The sequence below is a fragment of the Streptomyces sp. NBC_00249 genome (assembly GCF_026342355.1).
Classification (GTDB): Bacteria; Actinomycetota; Actinomycetes; order Streptomycetales; family Streptomycetaceae; genus Streptomyces.
The window spans coordinates 180,835-199,175 of the sequence record NZ_JAPEMV010000003.1; the positions used below are offsets into that span (position 1 = coordinate 180,835).

An 18,341-nucleotide genomic window follows, 5' to 3' on the forward strand; every position below is an offset into this window, starting at 1 on the left:
GTCGGCGCAGCACAGGACAAGGCATCGACGCCTGCTGAGCTGCGGTATGCCGGGAGACTAGCGAGCCCCACTGACATCACGGACGGGAGGGCTCCGGATAGCTGCCCGGAGCGGATCCCGGCGGAGCCCAGGGGCTCCTGAGGGGCCGTCCGGGGAGTCCGCGGTAGTCCGGGAACGCGGAACGGCGCTGCCCCCGGCCGGGTCGGCCGGGGGCAGCGCCGTCGCGCGTTGGTGCGTGGGGTCAGACGGTCTTGGCCGCCGGCTCCGCCGTCGGCGCGGTGGCGGGAGTGGCCGCGGGGGCGGACTGCTCGACCACGCGCGGGCCGTGGCCGCCGCGCAGGCCGAGCCAGCTGATCACGGCGACGAGGGCGAAGGCGGCCGCGCCGATCCAGAAGGTGAGCGTGAACCCGGACTCGGCGGGCAGCGGCGGGACGCCCGCCGGAAGGTGCTCGAGCGTCTTCGACGCCAGGATGGTGGTGACGACGGCGCTGCCGATCGCGCTGCCCGTGGAGCGGGAGATCGAGTTGATGCCGTTGGCGATGCCGCTCTGGTGGTGCGGAACGCTGGACATGATCACGGCGGGCATGGCCGCGTAGCCGAAGCTGACGGCCGCGCCGACGACGAGGCCCGCGCCGATCACCGAGAAGGTGTGGCCGTGGTCCAGCGCCAGCCAGCCGAAGCCGAAGGCGCCGAGTCCGGCGGCCAGACCCAGTGCCACCCGGGGCCCGCGGTGGCGCACCAGCTGGCCGCCGACCGGGGAGGCCAGCAGGGAGACGATCGCACCGGGCAGCAGGAACTGCACCGACGCGCGCAGGATGGAGGCGTCGAAGCCGTAGCCGGTGAGCGCCTCGGGCATCTGGACGAGGTAGGAGACGCCCAGGAAGTTCGCGAACATCCCGAAGCCGACGAGGACGCCGGCCAGGTTCGCCATGAGCACCGGGCGGTGGACGAACATCGCCATGTCGACGAGGGGTTCGCGCACCTTGCGCTCGACCAGGACCCACACGGCGGCCATGACGGCGGCGCCGGCGAAGCTGCCCAGCGTACGGGCGGAGGCCCAGCCCCACTCGTGGCCCTGGGAGATGGGCAGCAGGAGCAGCAGCAGGGCGATGCCGAGGGTCAGCGCGCCCAGGAAGTCGGTGCGGCCGCCGGTCTTGTGCCGGGTGGCGGGGACGAGGAGGACGACGGCGAGCAGGGCCAGCGTGGCGAAGCCGGTGGCCATCCAGAAGGCGTTGCGGTAGTCCGCGTCGGCGCCGGAGGTCAGCAGCCCGGTGGCGACCAGCGCCAGGCCGCTGCCGAACGCGAGCGTGCCGCTGACCAGTGCCATCGCACCCGGGAGCTTCTGCGGGCGGACCTCCTCGCGCAGGACGGAGAGGGCCAGCGGGAAGATCGCGGTGGCGGCGCCCTGGAGCACCCGGCCCAGGATCAGCAGCGGCAGCGAGGTCGCGAGAGCGGCCACGACGGATCCCGCGACCATGACACCGAGGACGGCCACCAGGGTGGGCTTCTTGCCGTGCTGGTCACCGAAGCGGCCGAGCAGCGGGGTGAAGACGGCGGCCGACAGCAGGGTGGCGGTGGTCACCCAGCTGACGTTGGCGGTGGAGGTGCCGAGGTCGTTGCGGATCAGGCCCAGGATCGGTACGGGCAGGGTCTGCATCATCGACACGACCATGGCGGCGAGGCTCAGGGCGAAGACGATGACCGTCTCGTTCCTGTTCCTCGCTTCGGCGGGGGCGGATGCGGCGGAGCTCATGGCGGAGGGGACCTTCTTAGTGCTTCACGGGCTTCGGCCCTGAAGGGTGCTTCAGGACGCAGATCTTTGAGGTCATCAAGTACTTGTTCGAGACTCGAAGGTAGACCTCAATAGTTAAGGAGGTCAAGTAAACAGTTGATAATGTCAACCATCCCGGAGTACGCTCCGGACCCATGAGCGCCACCTCCCCCCGCACCCCGCACAGCCCCGCCAAGCTCCAGCTGCTGGAACTGCTCGCCGCCATCGGCACCGCCCAGTGGCGGGACTTCGCTGCCGCGGCCGCCCGGTACGGGCTGACCTCCACGCAGGCCAAGGTCCTCGCCCAGCTGGAGGGCCCCGTGCCCATGCGCGGCCTCGCGACCCTGCTGGCCTGCGACGCGTCCAACGTCACCGGGATCGTGGACCGGCTGGAGGCGCGCGAACTGGTGCGGCGCGAGCCCTCCGCCGCCGACCGCCGCGTCAAGAACGTCGTCGCCACCGAGGCGGGCCGCGAGACCATCCGCCGGGTGCGCGAGGAGATGCAGGCCACGCACGGCGCGCTCGACACCCTCGACGAGGAGGAGAGCGCCACGCTCTACGCCCTGCTGGAGCGGCTTCGACCGATGCTGGAGCGTGACTCCGGCTGAACCCTCGCCGCCCGGCCCGCGGGCCGCGGCGGTCGGGCGGCGCCGATCCGGCGGCGTCCGTCCTGCCGCGTGAGTCCGGCGGCGTCCGTCCTGCCGTGTCAGTCCTGCGGTGCTGCGGCTTCGGCGGCTTCGGCGGCTTCGGCGGCGTCGAGGGCCGCCGTGAGGCGGCTCAGGCGGGTCTGGAGGTCGCGGATCTCGCCCAGCTCGAACCCGGTCGCCGCCGCGATCCGGCGGGGGACCTCCACCGCCCGCTCCCGCAGCGCCGCGCCCTCGGGGGTGAGGACCGCGTGCACGGACCGCTCGTCCTCGGTGCTGCGCTCGCGCCGGATCAGGCCGGCCGCCTCCAGCCGCTTGAGCAGGGGCGAGAGCGTGCCCGAGTCCAGCCGCAGGTGCTGACCGAGCTGCTTGACCGGCATCGTGCCGTGTTCCCAGAGCACCAGCATCACCAGGTACTGCGGGTAGGTCAGCCCCAGATCCTTCAGGACGACCCGGTAGAGGCCCCCAAAGGCGCGGCTCGCCGCGTTGAGCGCGAAGCAGATCTGCCCGTCGAGGCGGAGGAAGTCCTGGTCGCGGAGGGTGTCGGCGGGCTGCTCGGTCATGTTCCCCAGTGTACCGGAGCCCTCTTGTGAGCGATTGAGTTGTGCACAACTAAATTGTGTGCTCTATTTGTGGTCGAGGGTCGGCCACCGGTCGCCCCGCCCCTGCGAAAGGACCTCCCGATGGACGCGCTGTACACCGCTGTCGCCACCGCCAACGGCCGCGAGGGCCGCGCCGTCAGCTCCGACGGCCAGATCGACCTCGCGCTCGCCATGCCCCCCGCGCTGGGCGGCAACGGCCAGGGCACCAACCCCGAGCAGCTCTTCGCGGCCGGCTACGCCGCCTGCTTCGCCAGCGCGCTCGGCCTGGTCGGCCGCCAGGCCAAGGTCGACACCGGCGACGTGTCCGTCACCGCAGAGGCCTCCATCGGCCAGGACGCCGGCGGCTTCGGGCTCGCCGTCACCCTGCGCATCGAGCTCCCCGAGTCCCTCGCGGGCGAGACCGGCGCCCTGCTGGTCAAGCAGGCCCACGAGGTCTGCCCCTACTCCAAGGCCACCCGGGGCAACATCCCCGTCGAGCTCGTCATCGAGTAGTCCCCGGGCAGCCCCCGGGCAGCCCCCGGGCAGTCCCCCGAGCGGCACCCCCCCCAGCCGCCGCCCGGCGCACCGTCCGACGGTTCCGCCCTGACCCGTCAGACGGTGCGCCGGGCGGCCACCGCCGCGCAGAGCGCCGCCAGCGGCAGCTCCGCCGCCAGGGCCATCGCCAGCGCCGCGCCCTGGCCGCTCGTACCGGCCGAGGTCGTGACGTCGAACCAGGCGTCCGTCACCAGCAGCGCCGCCGTCGCCGCCGCCACCGGAGCGACCCGCGGGTCCCCCTTGCGCAGCAGCATCCCCGTCCCGGTCAGCCCGACGGCCAGCATCGCGTCCAGGCCGATCCACGCCGTGGACCAGTGGGACACTTCGGCCGTCGCCGGCAGCGTCCGCGCCAGCACCACCATCCACGGCAGCAGCGCCAGCCCCGCCCCGGTGAGCACCGTGGCCGTCCGGGGGCCGCGCCGGCCCGCCCGCGCCGAGCGCGTTCCCCCGCCCGCCGCCCGCCGGACGGTGTGGCGGCGGGCCTGGAACTGCGGTGCGGCGAGGGCCATGGCTGCGGGTCTCCTTCCGGCCCGGGGTCCGTCCGCCGGGCACCCCACCACTCTCCTTCCGCGGCAGGGAAAGATCAGTAGCCCCACGGTCCGGACCGGGGGTGGTGCCGGGTACACCCCCCACCGGGCACCAGGGTGATGGCATGCCCCTGACCAGTGCGATTACCGTAGGCGCATGGCAACTCGCGGGGCGCTGAGGCGTACGTACACCTGGATCGCGGCCCACACCCCCTGGTCGGCGTGGGCCTGGCGCAACACCGCCTTCGGGGCGGCCGCCATCCCGCCCGCCCTGCCCCTCGTGGCCGGGTTCGCCCTGCTGACCGCGGGCCCCGGGCACAGCCCGCTCCCGCTGCTGGCCGTCCTCGCGTTCTGCCCGCTCCTGACGGCGCTCCAGCGCAGCCGGTTCCGGTCGCTCCTCGGCCTGGACATCCCTCCCGTGGTGCGCGAACACCCCTGGACCACCCTGCGCGGACTCGCCGAGCGGCTGCGCTCCGACGCGACCTGGCGGCAGTACGGCTACCACCTGCTGGTCAGCCCCCTCGCCGCCACCGGCGCGGCCCTGCTGGTCCTCACCTGGGCCGTCGGCACCGCCTGCGCCACCGTGTACGCCTGGTCCTGGATGCTCCCCTGGCAGGGGACCGCCCTCGACCTGGCCTGGGCCTCGCAGTACGACCTGCTCACCGTGGCCGGACTGCTCGCGCTGCTCGCCGCCCCCTGGCTGGCAGCCCTCCTGACCCGGCTCGACGCCGTCGCCGCAGCCGCCCTCCTCGGCCCCAACCGGGCCCGCGAACTGGAGCGCCGCGTCGAGGACCTGGCCGAGAGCCGCGCCGGGGTGCTGGACGCCGCGGACCTCGAACGCCGCCGCATCGAACGGGACCTGCACGACGGGGCCCAGCAGCGGCTGGTCTCCCTCGCGATGAACCTCGGCATCGCCCGCGCCACCCTCACCGGCCTCCCGCCCGAGGCGAAGGCCGTCATCGACGAGGCCCACCGCGAGGCGAAGGAGGCCATCGAGGAACTCAGCAGCCTGGTGCGCGGCCTGCACCCGGCCGTCCTGGAGGACCGCGGGCTCGACGCCGCGATCTCCGGCATCGCCGCCCGCGCCCCGCTGCCCGTCGACCTCACCGTGGACCTCGCCGTACGGCCCGGCCCCACCGTCGAGGCCGTCGCCTACTTCGTCGTCTCCGAGGCGCTGGCCAACGTGGCCAAACACGCCCGGGCCGGCCGCTGCCGCGTACACGTCGCCCGCGTCACCGGCCCCCGGGGGGACCTGCTGCGCGTCGAAGTGACCGACGACGGGGTGGGCGGAGCGGACCCGGCCGGCGGCACCGGCCTGACCGGCCTGCGCAAACGCGTAGGGTCGGTCGACGGAACGATAATGATCAACAGCCCCCTCGGGGGCCCGACCGTCATCACTGTGGAGCTGCCGTGCGGGCTGTGATCGCCGAGGACTCCGTCCTGCTGCGCATAGGTCTTGTCAAAGTCCTGGAAATGGCCGGGTTCGAGGTGGCCGCCGAGACCGGCGACGCCGAGGGGCTGCTCGCCGCCGTCGAGGAACACCGGCCCGAACTCGCCCTGGTGGACGTCCGGATGCCGCCCGGCTTCACCGACGAGGGCATCAGGGCCGCCCTGATGATCCGCAGTCAGAGCCCCGGCACGGCGGTGCTCCTGCTGTCCCAGTTCGTGGAGGAGCGCTACGCCGCCGACCTGCTGTCCTCCCGCAGCGGCGCGGGCATCGGCTACCTGCTCAAGCAACGCGTCGCCGACGTCGAGGAGTTCATCGACGCCCTGCGCCGCGTCGCCGCCGGGGGCACCGCCCTCGACCCGCAGGTCGTCGCCCAGCTGCTGCTGCGCCGCGGCGGCCCCGACCCGCTGGAGCGCCTCACCCCGCGCGAGCGCGAGGTGCTCGCGCTGATGGCGGAGGGCCGCTCCAACGCGGGGATCGCGGGCGGACTCGTCGTCAGCGAGAGTGCGGTGGCCAAGCACATCAACAACATCTTCACCAAGCTGGACCTGCCGCCGGCCGCCGAGGCACACCGGCGCGTCCTCGCCGTCCTGCGCTTCCTGGACGGTACGCCGTGACCCTCCCCGGCCCCCCGGCGGCCCGGGCCGCCGCCGCCCGGCCGGGACACCGCCGCGCCTGGTACGGCGCCGCGGCGCTGAGCGCCGTACTCGTGGTGCTCCCGGCCGCCTGGCAGATCACGGCCGTCGGGTCCACCCGCAGCGGTGTCCTGTCCGGCGGCAGCGCCGGGCGGACGGTGGCGGCGGTGGAGATCGAGGGCGGCGGATCGGATGTGACCGTCACCCCGCGCGGGGACGGCCAGGTCGGCTACCAGGCCCGGGTGACCTGGTCGTTCAAGGAACCCACCGTCGAGGAGAGCTGGCTCGGCGACACCCTGCGGCTGACCCCGCACTGCGCGGGCGAGGCCATCGGGGTGACGGGCGGACTCGGCTGCTCCATAGGGCTGGAGGTGACCGTGCCCGCCGGGATCCTGGTGCGGGTGTCGGCGGGCTCCGGGCAGGTGTCCGTGACCGGCCTCGACGGGCCCGTCGACGCGGACGTCGGCTCCGGCACGCTGGCGCTGAGCGCCCTGCGCGGCCCGCTGCGCGCCCGCGTCGGCTCCGGCAGCCTGCGGGCCACCGGCCTCGCCACACCGCAGGCCGACATCGGCGCCGGATCCGGGCAGGCGGACGCCGTCTTCGCGACCGTGCCGGACCGGGTGAGCGGCCGCGTCGGCGCGGGGCACCTGCACCTCACGCTCCCGGAGGGTGCCCGCTACCGGGGCGACTGCCGGTCGGGCGTGGGCCGTTGCGAGGTGGAGGACGCCCTGCGGGACCCGGCCTCCCCGCGCACCCTGGACCTCTTCGCCGAATCGGGCCGCGCGGAGGCGTCCCGCCGCCCCCGCACGTCCTGAAGCGCGGGCCGGTCACCTCGCCGCCGGCACCGCTCGGGCCGCCGACAGCGAAATGCGAGGCACCGTCGAGCAGGACTCCACCGGGAATCCGGCGAACTCGAATGTGCCTCGCATCCGGGCGGACCGGAATTCGGCCGCGCAATTTCCGGTAATGCGGTTCAGACGATGTGCCGGCCGCCGTCCACGGTGAGTACGTCGCCCGTCGTGTAAGCGGCGTTCACGAGATAGAGCGTCGCCTCGGCGACGTCCTGCGGCGTGCCCACCCGGCGCAGCGGGGTGTTGTTCGTGATCCAGTCGCGGGAGCTCTCCCAGACCTCCTCCGCGCCCTCGTACCAGGGCGTGTCGATCAGCCCGGGCGCGACCGCGTTGACGCGGACCGAGGGGCCGAGCTGGGAGGCCAGCAGGCGGGTCATGTGATTCACGGCGGCCTTGCTCACGGCGTACGGGATCGAGCTGCCCAGCGCCCGGGTGGCGGAGACCGAGGAGATGTTGACGATCGAGCCCGCACCGGATTTCCGCAGGTGGGGGACGGCGGCGGTGATCATCTGCCAGGCGCCGACGACATTGACGTCGAGGATCTCCCGCCAGGCGGCGGCGTCCACCGCGTCCAGGTCGTCGAGCGGGACGAAGCGGGTGACGCCCGCGTTGTTGACCAGGATGTCGAGCCGGCCGTAGGTCTCCACCGCGGTCTCGACGATCCGCCGCGCGTCCCCGGCGTCGGACACGTCGCCCTGCGCGTACACCGCCTCGGGGAGCTCGGCGGCCAGTTCCTTTCCGGCCTTCACGCTGTGGGCGGAGTTGATTACCACTCGAATTCCCTCGGCCGCGAGCCGATGGGCGATCGACGCACCGATTCCCGAAGAAGAACCGGTGATCAGGGCGACGCGAGTCTCGCTCATCTTTCCTCCTGCTGGTATTCCGGCGCATTTCGAACAACGCCCGTTGACGAATGGGTGTCCGGATCCTAACGTACCGTATGACGGAAGCTCAGTTCCACCATGCGGAATTGCGGGATAAAGGGGGAGTCATGGGATTCGATGCGGAACATGCCGGCACGGCCGCGCGGCCGGCCGGCGGAATCCACCGTCTGGTCGCCGAACGCGTGCGCCTCACCCCCGACGCCCGGGCGTTACGAGAGGCCGTCGGCGGAGCGGAACTGACCTACCGGCAGCTGTGGCGCCGCGCCGGACACCTCGCCGCCCGCCTCACCGCCCTCGGCGTGGGCCCCGGCGACCTCGTCGCCCTCGAACTGAACCGGAGCAACGACCTCCTCGTCGCGCTCCTCGCCGTCACCCGGGCCGGAGCCGCCTACCTCCCCCTCGACAGCCACGCCCCCGCCGAGCGGATCGCGGCCGTCCTCGAGGACGCCGACGTCCGCGCCGTCCTCACCGGCACCGGCCCGAGCCTGCGCGAACGCCCCCTGCACGCCCCCGCCTCCGCCACCGTGCTGCCCGTTCCCACCGGCCGCGGCGCCGAGTCCGACTGGGCCGAGGACCCGCACACCGACGAGGAGGGCCCCTGCTACGTCGGCTACACCTCCGGCTCCACCGGCACCCCCAAGGGCGTCGTCGTACCCCACCGCGCCATCCTCGACCTGGTCACCGAGCCCGCGCACGGCGAGATCACCGCCGCCGACCGGGTCGGCCAGCTCGCCAACCCCGCCTTCGACGCCTTCACCTGGGAGGTCTGGGGCGCGCTGACCGCCGGCGCCACCCTCGTCGTCCTGCCCTCCGTGGTCGAACTCGACCTGGAACGCTGGACGGCACTGCTCGCCACCGAGGGCATCACCACCGCCCTGCTCACCACCTCGCTCTTCCACATGGTCGCCCGCGAGGCCCCCGGCTCCCTGGCCCCGCTGCGCCAACTCCTCGTCGGCGGAGAGGCCATGGACCTCGCCGCCACCCTCGCCGTGCTCGCCGCCGGCGGCCCCGGACGCCTCACCAACATCTACGGCCCCACCGAGACCACCGTGCTCGCCACCTTCTTCGACTGCACCGATGAGTCCCTCGCGGGCCGCACCCGGATCCCCATCGGCCGCCCGGTCCGCGCCGCCGAGCTGTACGTCGTGGGCCCCGACCTGACCCCCGTCGCCCCCGGCGAGACCGGCGAACTCCTCGTCGCGGGACCCTCGGTGACCTCCGGCTACCTCCGCCGCCCCGAGCGCACCGCCGAGTCCTTCCTGCCGTACGGGGACGGCCTGCGCTACCGCACCGGCGACCTCGTACGCCAACTGCCCGACGGGCTCTACGAGATCCTCGGCCGCGTGGACCGGCAGGTGAAACTGCGCGGCTTCCGCATCGAGCTGGAGGAGGTCGAGCACGCCGCCACCGCCACCGGCCGCACCACCGCCGCCTTCGTCGAGAAGACCGGCGAGGGCCACACCGCCCTCCTCGTCGGAGCCTTCCTCGCCGACCCCGCCCACCCCGGCGGAGCCGAGGCCCAGGGCCGCGAACTCGCCGAGGCCCTCGCCCGCACCCTCCCCTCGTACATGCTCCCCGCACGCTGGCTGCCCCTGGCCGAACTGCCCTACGGCAGCACCGGCAAGGCCGACCGCGCCCGCATCCGGGCCCTCCTCGCACAGGCCGGGGAGGAAACCGGCGAGCAGGACGGACAGGCCGGGCAGGCCGCGGCGGATGCCCTCCGGCCCGCCGACCCCCTGGAGGCCCGTATCGCCGAGGTCTGGGCGGAACTGCTCGGCGTCCGCGACATCTCCTCCGCCGACGACTTCATCGGCCTCGGCGGCAACTCCATCCTCGCCACCCAGACCGCCTTCCGGCTCACCGAACGCCTGGGCACCGAACTCACCCCCACCGACGTCCTGCTCGCCACCGACCTCGCCGACCTCGCCGACCGGCTGCGCGGATAACCACCGATCCCCGCTCCGACCGGAAGGAGAACCCCGATGGCACCCGCGCGCCCGTCCGCCCCCGAACGCCTGGCGGCCACCACCGCCCCGCTGTCCCTCGCCCAGGAACGGCTCTGGTACATCCACAGCGCCGCCCCCGCCTCCGCCGTCTACAACGTGCCGCTGCTCAGCCGCTGGCGCGAGCGCGTCGACGTGCCCGCCCTGCGCGCCGCCCTCACCGCCCTCGTCACCGCCCACGAGGTGCTGCGCACCACCTACGCCACCTCCGCCGGCCAGCCCGTCCAGCACATAGGCGCCCCCGGCCGGCCCGTGCCCCTCGACCTGGTCGAGCGCTCCGCCCCGACCCCCGGCGAACTCGACGAACGGGCCCGCGCCCCCTTCGACCTCGGCTCCGAAGCCCCCCTGCGCTGCACGCTCTGGCAGGACCCGGACCCGGCCGCCGCCCCCGGGGTCCTCCTGCTCACCGTCCACCACATCGCCGTCGACGGCTGGTCCCTGCCCGCGCTCTACGGCGCCCTCGCCGAGGCCTACGCCCAGGCGCGCGCCGGTGTCCCGCCCGTGCTGCCCCAACCGCCGGTGCAGTACGCCGACTTCGCCGTCTGGGACCGGGCCGGCGCGGACGACCCGGCGCGGGCCGGGCGCACCGCCGCGCGGGCCGCCGCCCTGCTCGGCGCGGCCGCCACGCCGGTCACCCTCGGCGCCGCCGCCCCGCGCGCCCGCGTCGTGGAAGGGGACCGGCAGGGAGCACAGGTCCGCTTCGAGCTCCCCGCCGAACTCGCCGCGCGCGCCGAGCTGCTGGCGCGGACCCTGAAGGTCACCCCCTTCGTCGTCCTCTTCGCCGCCTTCCAGGCCGTGGTCCAGCGCTGGAGCGGACAGGACGAGTTCCTGCTCTCCACCGTCGCCGCGGCCCGCCCGCACCCGGCGGTCGCCGACCTCGTCGGCTTCTTCGTCAACACCGTTCCGCTGCGCTGCGCCCCCGACCCGCACCGCAGCTTCGAGGAGCTCTGCGCCGACTCCCGCGCCGAGGCCCTGCGAATCCTGGCCCACCAGGAACTCCCCTTCGACCGGCTGACCGCAGCCGTCGCCGAGGCCCGGCGGACGACGGCGCGCCCGGGCGCGGCACCGGGTAGCGCACCGGGCACGGGCACCGCCGCCGCGGCCGGCCTCGCCGACCTGGGCTTCGTCCTGCAGAACTCCCCGGCCCCCGACCCCGAGGGCCGCCACCCCTGGGAGCCGCCGCAGCTGCTGCCCACGGGCACCGCCAAACAGGACCTGTCCCTCGTCCTGGAGTACCGCCCCGACGGCGCCCTCACCGCGACCGTCGAGTACGACAGCGCCCGCTGCACCGAAGCCACCGCCCGCCACCTCGCCGCGGGCTACCGCGCCCTGCTGGCGGCGGCCGTGGCCGCGCCCGCCACCCCCCTGCGAGAGCTCCCCGTCACGCTGCGCCCCGCGCACGCGGCCCCGTACGGGGTGCTGAGCGGACCCGAGGCGCGGCCCGGCACCGGCCCCACCGCCGCGCACGCCCTGGAGCACCGCTTCGCCGCCGCGGACCCCGCCACCGTCGCCGTACGCACCTCGCACACCACGCTGACCTGGGGCGAACTCGACTCCTGGACCCGGGCGATAGCCCAGCGGCTGCGCGCCGACGGCGCCGGGCCCGGCAGCTTCGTGCCCGTGCTCGCCGCCCGCGGCCCGGCCCTCGTCGCGGGCTGGCTCGGAGCCCTGCGCGCCGGCGCGGCCTTCGTCCCGCTCGCCCTCGACACCCCCGCCGCCCGCGTCGAGTTCGTCCTCGCGGAGACCGGCGCCGACACGGTCCTGGTCTGCGAGGAGGGCGCCGCCCTGCTCGACGGGCTCGACACCGCGGCGAAACCGCTGCCGCTGGCCGAACCCCGGGCGTGGGCCGACACCGCCGCGGCCCCCTCGGGCGCGGCCCCCTCGGGCGCGGCCTCCTCGGGCGGGGCCCCCGACACCCCGCCCGCCGTCGGTCCCGAGGACGTCGCCGCCCTCCTCTACACCTCCGGTACCACCGGCCGCCCCAAGGGCGTGCGGATCCCGCACCGGGGACTCCTGGGCACCGCCCTGTGGTGGGGCCGGGACTGCGCCCTCGGCCCCGGAGACCGGCTCCTGCTCACCGCGGGCACCGCCTTCGACCCGGCCCCGTACAACGTCCTGGAAGCCCTGCTGGCCGGAGCCGAGCTGCTCGTCGCCGACGACATGGAACGCCGTGATGCCCGCGCCCTGCTCCGCCTGATCCGCGGCCCCCGGGGCGCCACCGTCGCCGGTTCCCTCACCCCCAGCCTGCTCCACGCCATGCTGGAGGCCGACCAGGAGGGGTCCGGCGCGAGCACCCTGCGCGCCGTCTACTCCGGCGGCGAGGCCCTCCCGCACCGGCTCGCCGCCGACTGCGCCGCCCGCTGGGGCACCCGCGTCGTCAACGTCTACGGCCCCACCGAAGCCTCCTGCAACAGCACCTACGCCCACGTCGACCCCACCGACCCGCGCCCGCCCCCCATCGGGGTCCCGCTGCCCGGCATGCGCGCCTACGTCCTCGGCCCGCACCGCGAGGAACTCCCCCCGGGCGTCCCCGGCGAGCTGTACGTGGCCGGCACCGGAGTCGCCCTCGGCTACCTCGACCGCCCCGAACAGACCCGCGCCGCCTTCCTGCCCGACCCCTACGGAGTCCCCGGCACCCTCATGTACCGCACCGGGGACCGGGTCCTGCTCCGCGAGGACGGCCAGCTGGCCTACCTCGGCCGCGCCGACGACCAGCTCAAGATCCTGGGCAACCGCATCGAGCCCGGCGAGGTCACCCGCCTCGTCGAGGAACACCCCGCCGTCGCCGCGGCCGCCGTCCACGGCGCCGGCACCCCGCCCGCCCTCGTCGCCTACGTCGAGCTCGCCGGTCCGGCCCCGACCCGCGAGGAACTGCTGCGCCCGCTGCTGCGCTGGCTGCCCGCCGCCGTACTGCCCGCCGAGGTGTACGTGGTCGACGCGCTGCCCCGTACCCCCAACGACAAGGTGGACTTCGCCGCGCTGGCCGCCCTCGCCGCCCGCACCGGCCGCCCGCTGCCCAGGGAGAGCGCCGGCGACACCGCCCTCACCCCGGCCCAGCGGCCCGTGGCCGCCCTGCTGGCCGGGCTCCTCGGCGGCATCGACCCCGACCGGCTCGCGCCCGACGCGGACTTCTTCACCCTCGGCGGTCACTCCCTGCTCGCCGTCCGCGTCCTCGCCGAGGCCGAACGCCGCTGGGGGAGCGCGGTACCGCTGCGCGCCTTCCTGGCCGAGCCGACCGTCGCCGGACTCACCGCGGCACTGGAACGCGCCGCCCGGGACCGGGCGGACACGCCGGCCGGCGCGGCGGGCGAGACCCCGGACCCGGCGGCCGCCCACCCGGGCAGCCCCGTACAGCAGCGGCTGTGGGTGATGGACCGCATCACGCACCTGCGTACGGCCTACCTCGCCCCCGGAGTCGTCGAGATCGACGGCCCCCTCGACCGCGAGGCGCTGCGCGAGGCCCTCGCCCGGACCCTGGCCCGCCACCCGGGCCTGCGCTCCCGCTTCACCCTCGACGCCAGGGCCCGCAAGGTCTTCTACCGCACGGACGGCGACGCACCCGAAGCCGTCCTCCTCGACGGCTCCGCGTGGCCGCCCGCCCGGATCGAGGAGGAGGTCGCGGCGCTCTGCTGGACCCCCTTCGACCTCGCCCGGCAGGCCCCCGCGCGCGGCGCCGTCATCGCCCTCGGCCCCGACCGGACCCTCCTCGTCGTCGGCGTCCACCACATCGTGTCCGACGGCTGGTCCCTGGACCTGCTGCTGCGCGACGTCGCCGCCCTCCACCGCCACCTCACCACCGGCGCACCCCTCACCCTGCCCGCCCCCGGCCACCCGGCCGCCGTAGCCCCCACGGAAGGCACCCCCGAGGACCTGCGGGCCTGCCTGGACGCCCTGCGCGGAGCCCCGACCGACATCGGCCTCCCGTACGACCGGCCCCGCACCGCGACCCAGTCCATCGAGGCCGGGCAGCGCGAACTGACGCTGCCCGCCGCCGTCTCCGACCGGCTCGCCGAGCTGACGGCGCCGCTCGGCTGCACCCCCTTCATGGTGTCCGCCGCGCTCCTCGCCGCCGTCCTCGCCCGGCGCGGCGCCCAGCGCGACTTCCTCTTCGCCTTCCCCTGGGCGGGCCGGGACGGAGCCGCCCGCGCCGAGACCGTCGGCATGTTCGTCAACACCCTGCTCGTCCGCGCCGACCTGGGCGACGGCCCGACCTGGCGGCAACTGCTGCACCGGGTACGGGAGTCCGCGCTCACCGCCTACCGGCACGCCGACACCCCCTTCGACTCCCTCGCCGCCGCCCTGCACCCCGCCCGGGACCTCAGCCGCCCGGCCGTCACCCCCGTCTACCTGAGCGCCGCCGACGCCCCGGCCGTCCCCCCGGCGCCGGCCGCCGGAACCCGCGCCCGGTACCTCGTACCGCCGCGCCTGAAGGCCAAGTACGAACTGGAACTGACCGCCACCGGCGGCGCCCCCGGCGTCCCGCTGGCCTTCTCCCTCACCCACCTGACCGCGCTCTTCGACGCGACCACCGTCGAGGCGCTCCTCGCAGACCTGGCCCGCGCCGCCGGGGACCTGCTCACCGACCTGGAGGCATCCGTGCTCACCGACACCACCGACACCACGACCGCTGCCGCGTCCCCCGAGGACCTCGCCGACGCCGTCGCCGCCCTGTGGGCCGAGGTCCTCGACACCCCCGACGTCGACCACGACGCCAACTTCTTCGAAGCGGGCGGGGACTCCATGCTCCTCATGGTCCTGCTGGAGCGCCTCGGCGAGCTCACCGGCCGCGAGCTGGACGCCGCCGACCTCTTCGAGCACAGCACCGTCGAGGCCCAGGCCGCCTTCCTCGCCGCCCTCGCCGCCACCGGCGACAGCAGCGCCGGCTCCGGGGAGCGTTCGGCATGAGCGGCCCGGCCGACGACCTGATCGCCGTCGTCGGGGCCGGCTGCCGCTTCCCCGACGCCTGGAACCCCCAGGAGTACTGGCACAACCTCACCGAGGGCCGCGTCAGCATCCGCGGCCTCGACCCCGCCCGGCTGCTGGCCGCCGGACTCACCCGGGAGGCCCTCGACGACGAGGCGTACGTGGCCCGGGCCGCCGGGATACCCGGCGCGGGCGACTTCGCCGCCGAGTTCTTCGGCTACTCGCCCGCCGAGGCCGCCGCCACCGACCCGCAGCAGCGGATCTTCCTGGAAGCCTGCTGGCAGGCCCTGGAGTCCGCCGGGCACGCCCCGCGCGGCGCGGCCCTGGTCACCGGGGTCTTCGCCGGGGGCAGCCCCAGCACGTACATGGCCGCCCTCCAGGCCTCCCGCGCGCTCGCGGGCGGGGTCATGGCCGCCGTCGACGACGTCGCCCTGCACCTCGGCGGGCTCGGCGACTTCCTGCCCTCCCGCGTGGCCTACAAGCTGGGCCTGCGCGGGCCCTCCATCGGCGTCCAGACCGCCTGCTCCTCCTCGCTGACGGCCGTGCACTACGCGGCGCAGTCCCTGCGCGCCGGCGAATGCGACCTGGCCCTCGCCGGCGGAGCCTCCGTCAACGAGCCGATGCTCGGCTACCGCCACCACGCCGGCGGCCTCCAGTCCCGCGACGGCTACTGCCGCCCCTTCGACGCCCGTTCCACCGGTACGTCCTTCAGCTCGGGCGTCGGCGTCGTGGCCCTGCGCCGCCTCGCCGACGCCCAGCGCGACGGCGACCCGGTCCTGGCCGTCCTGCACGGCACGGCCGTCGGCAACGACGGCTCCGCCCGCTCCGGCTTCACCGCGCCCAGCCCCGCCGGCCTCGCCCAGGTCGTCGCCCGGGCCCTGGACACGGCGGGCGTACGCGGCGACCAGCTGCGCTACGTCGAGGCGCACGGCTCGGGCACCCCGCTCGGCGACCAGATCGAGCTGCGCGGACTGACCGCCGGACTGCGGGCCGCCGCCGGCCCGGGCACCGGGGCGCCCACCGGGTACTGCGGGCTCGGCTCCGTCAAGGCCAACATCGGGCACGCCGGCCCGGCCGCCGGGATCGCCGGACTGCTGGCCGCCGTCGCCGTGGCCCGCACCGGACTGCTGCCCCCGCACCCGATGTTCGAACGGCCGCGCAACCCCGGCGTCCTCGCCGACAGCCCCTTCACCATCTCCGGCAGCCCCACGCGGACCACCGACGCGCCCTACGTCCTGGTCAACTCCATGGGCCTGGGCGGCACCAACGCCACCGCCGTCCTCGGCCCGCCCCCCGAGCCGACCCGGGCGCCCGCCCCGGCGCGGGAGACCGTACGGCTGCTCCTGTCGGCCCACGACCCCGACGGGCTGACCGAGGTCGCCGGGCAGCTCGCCGACGCCCTGACCGGGCCGGACGCCCCCGCCCTCGCCGACACCGCGCACACCCTGCGCGTCGGACGCACCGCCCAGGCACACCGCCGGGTCGTCACCGCCCCGGGTACCGACCCGCTCGCCGCCGCCCGCGCCCTGCGCGACGGCGCCGCCGCCGACCCCGCCCCGCCTGCGAAGCCGCTGCGCAAGGTGGTCCTCGTACCGCCCCGGGAAGGCGGGGCCGAGGCCCTCGTGGCCCGGCTGGCCGCCGCCCTCAAGGGGCGGGCCGAGACCGCCCCCGGGCCGGGGCAGCCGCCCCGCGAAGACCGGTTCACGATCCTGCTCGGGCACGGCGAGAGCGCCGCCGCCCGGCACGCCCTGCCGCTGGACGCCGCCGGGAACGCCACCGACGAAGCCGTCGAGGCCGCCCTCGCCGCCGCCTGGGCGCGCGGGGCCGACGTGGACTGGGAGGCCGCCCTGCCCGCCCCGGGCGGCCACCGGGTCGCCCTGCCCACCTACCCCTTCGCCCGGGGCACCTACTGGGCCCTGGACACCCTGCCGCCGCTCGCCGCCGCACCCGCCGCCGCACCCGTACCCTCCTCACCGCAGGAGGAGGCGGCCCCCGCCGCCGGGGACGGCGACCCCGTCGAGAGCGAACTCCTCACCATCTGGCGCTCGGTCCTCGGCCACCCCGGGCTCGGCCCGGACGGAGCCTTCGGCCTCTACGACGGGGACTCCCTCGCCGCCCTGCGCATCGAGGCCGCCGTCCAGCGGGCCTTCGGCGTCACCGTGAACGTCTACCGCGCGGGCGGCGCCCAGGCCACCGTCCGCACCATGGCCACCGTGGTGCGCGGCCTGACCGCCGCCGGACCCGGCCCCGCCGACGGGGCGCCCACCGAGGCCGAACTCGTCGACGCCGACCTCGGCCTGGACCTCGGCGAACCCGGCCCCCGAACGGACGCGCCCCCCGAGGCGGGCGACACCCTCCTCACCGGGACGGGCGCACTGCTCGACACCTTCGTCCTGCACGAACTCCTGCGCGCCACCACCGGCCTCGTGCACTGCGTGGTCCCGGCCGCCGACGAGGCCGAGGCCCGCGAACTGCTCCGCGCCCGCGCCGCCGCCTGCGACCTGCCCGAACCCGACCCGGCCCGACTGCGCCCCCTTCCGCACCCCGGCCCGGGCCCCTACGAGGGGTACGACGCGCGGCTCGCCGCCCGCGTCACCCGCGTCGTGCACAGCGCCGCCCCCGCCGGCCTCCCCCCGGGCCCCTACGGGCAGCTGCGCGAGGACACCGTCCTGCCCTTCGCCGCCCTCCTCGGCTGGATGCGCGGCCACGGCATCGAGGACCTCACCCTGCTCTCCACGCTGAACGCCTGCGGACCGGGCTCGGGTTCCGGCCTCGGCGCGGACGCCCGGATCGAGGAGACCCGCGAACAGCCCCTGACCCCCGGCATGGACGGCCCCGCCGTCGCCGCCTGGGTCGGCGAACGGCTGGCGGAGCGGGCCGAGCAACAGGGCATGCGCGTACGGGTCTTCCGTACCGGCCTGCTCCTCGGCGCCACCGGCTCCGGGGCCTGCGACCCCGACCATCCCCTGTGGCGGCTGCTCGCCGGCGCCCTCGCCACCGGCACCCGGCCCGACGAGGAGGACGACCGGCCGCTCCCGGCCACCGCCGTCGACCTGGCCGCCCGGGCCGTCGTCGAACTGGCCCTCTCCCCGGGATCCGAGGGCCGGGCCTACCACCTCGTCGCGGAGGAACCCGTCACCGCACGGCACCTGTTCGAACTCCTCGACGCCGCCGGCCGGCCCACCGAGCCCGTCCCGCAGCGCCGCTGGCAGCGCGAGGTCGCCCTGCGCGCCCTGGCCCGGGAGAACGAGGCCCTCGACCCCCTCGCCCCGCGCGCCCTGGACCGCCACACCCTCGGCGCGGCGGCCGTCGAGGCGCAGGCCTGGCAGCCGTGGCTGCTGCGCGGCGGCCACGACCCCAGCCCCACCGGGCGTGCCCTGCTCGGCAGCCTCGGCTACGCCGCCGCCCGCCGCGCGGCCTACGCCGAACTCCTCACCCCGCGCTCCGCCGCATGACCCCCCGCCGCGGAGTCCGCCCCGCCCGCCGGGCCGCCCCGCCACCGATCGCCGAAGCCTTCGCC

12 protein-coding genes are annotated in these 18,341 nt (G+C 75.7%); 8 read left to right on the forward strand and 4 right to left on the reverse strand.

Features of this window, described 5'->3' with window-relative positions; all coding sequences use genetic code 11:
- Positions 1-241: 241 nt before the first annotated feature.
- Complete coding sequence (locus OOK31_RS15160; RefSeq protein ID WP_267013036.1) at positions 242-1,753, reverse strand: MFS transporter; 1,512 nt, start codon at positions 1,751-1,753, stop codon at positions 242-244.
- A 173-nt stretch (positions 1,754-1,926) separates the two neighbouring features.
- Between OOK31_RS15160 and OOK31_RS15165 the strand changes: the two genes are divergently transcribed.
- Positions 1,927-2,379, forward strand: a complete 453-nt coding sequence (locus tag OOK31_RS15165; RefSeq protein ID WP_267013037.1) for a MarR family winged helix-turn-helix transcriptional regulator — start codon at positions 1,927-1,929, stop codon at positions 2,377-2,379.
- Positions 2,380-2,477: 98 nt separating this feature from the next.
- On the opposite strand, the gene OOK31_RS15170 is transcribed toward OOK31_RS15165, so the two are convergent.
- Positions 2,478-2,978 (reverse strand): MarR family winged helix-turn-helix transcriptional regulator, encoded by a 501-nt coding sequence (locus tag OOK31_RS15170; RefSeq protein WP_267013038.1) that lies wholly within the window; start codon positions 2,976-2,978, stop codon positions 2,478-2,480.
- A gap of 120 nt (positions 2,979-3,098) precedes the next feature.
- Between OOK31_RS15170 and OOK31_RS15175 the strand changes: the two genes are divergently transcribed.
- Positions 3,099-3,509, forward strand: coding sequence for an organic hydroperoxide resistance protein (locus tag OOK31_RS15175; protein ID WP_267013039.1), 411 nt, complete (start codon positions 3,099-3,101; stop codon positions 3,507-3,509).
- A gap of 98 nt (positions 3,510-3,607) precedes the next feature.
- Here OOK31_RS15175 and OOK31_RS15180 read toward each other — a convergent pair whose 3' ends face one another.
- The gene (locus OOK31_RS15180; RefSeq protein WP_267013040.1) at positions 3,608-4,060 is read right to left on the reverse strand and encodes a hypothetical protein; all 453 of its coding nucleotides are present in this window, start codon (positions 4,058-4,060) and stop codon (positions 3,608-3,610) included.
- Positions 4,061-4,235: 175 nt separating this feature from the next.
- Here OOK31_RS15180 and OOK31_RS15185 point away from each other — a divergent pair, with 175 nt between their 5' ends.
- From OOK31_RS15185 to OOK31_RS15195, 3 genes are read left to right on the forward strand one after another with little or no spacing between them, the layout of a single operon-like run.
- Complete coding sequence (locus OOK31_RS15185; protein WP_267013041.1) at positions 4,236-5,501, forward strand: sensor histidine kinase; 1,266 nt, start codon at positions 4,236-4,238, stop codon at positions 5,499-5,501.
- Positions 5,489-6,142 (forward strand): response regulator transcription factor, encoded by a 654-nt coding sequence (locus OOK31_RS15190; RefSeq protein ID WP_267013042.1) that lies wholly within the window; start codon positions 5,489-5,491, stop codon positions 6,140-6,142. The genes OOK31_RS15185 and OOK31_RS15190 overlap by 13 nt, the downstream gene beginning before the upstream one ends.
- The gene (locus tag OOK31_RS15195) at positions 6,139-6,975 is read left to right on the forward strand and encodes a hypothetical protein (RefSeq protein ID WP_267013043.1); all 837 of its coding nucleotides are present in this window, start codon (positions 6,139-6,141) and stop codon (positions 6,973-6,975) included. The genes OOK31_RS15190 and OOK31_RS15195 overlap by 4 nt, the downstream gene beginning before the upstream one ends.
- Positions 6,976-7,133: 158 nt before the next feature.
- Here OOK31_RS15195 and OOK31_RS15200 read toward each other — a convergent pair whose 3' ends face one another.
- Complete coding sequence (locus tag OOK31_RS15200; protein WP_267013044.1) at positions 7,134-7,874, reverse strand: SDR family NAD(P)-dependent oxidoreductase; 741 nt, start codon at positions 7,872-7,874, stop codon at positions 7,134-7,136.
- A gap of 128 nt (positions 7,875-8,002) precedes the next feature.
- Between OOK31_RS15200 and OOK31_RS15205 the strand changes: the two genes are divergently transcribed.
- From OOK31_RS15205 to OOK31_RS15215, 3 genes are read left to right on the forward strand one after another with little or no spacing between them, the layout of a single operon-like run.
- Positions 8,003-9,841 carry a non-ribosomal peptide synthetase gene (locus OOK31_RS15205; protein ID WP_267013045.1) on the forward strand — a complete coding sequence of 613 codons (1,839 nt, stop codon included), beginning with the start codon at positions 8,003-8,005 and terminating at the stop codon, positions 9,839-9,841.
- A gap of 36 nt (positions 9,842-9,877) precedes the next feature.
- Complete coding sequence (locus tag OOK31_RS15210) at positions 9,878-14,803, forward strand: non-ribosomal peptide synthetase (protein ID WP_267013046.1); 4,926 nt, start codon at positions 9,878-9,880, stop codon at positions 14,801-14,803.
- A complete protein-coding gene (locus tag OOK31_RS15215) occupies positions 14,800-18,276 on the forward strand; it encodes a beta-ketoacyl synthase N-terminal-like domain-containing protein (RefSeq protein WP_267013047.1) in 3,477 nt (1,158 codons plus the stop codon). The genes OOK31_RS15210 and OOK31_RS15215 overlap by 4 nt, the downstream gene beginning before the upstream one ends.
- Positions 18,277-18,341 lie beyond the last annotated feature (65 nt).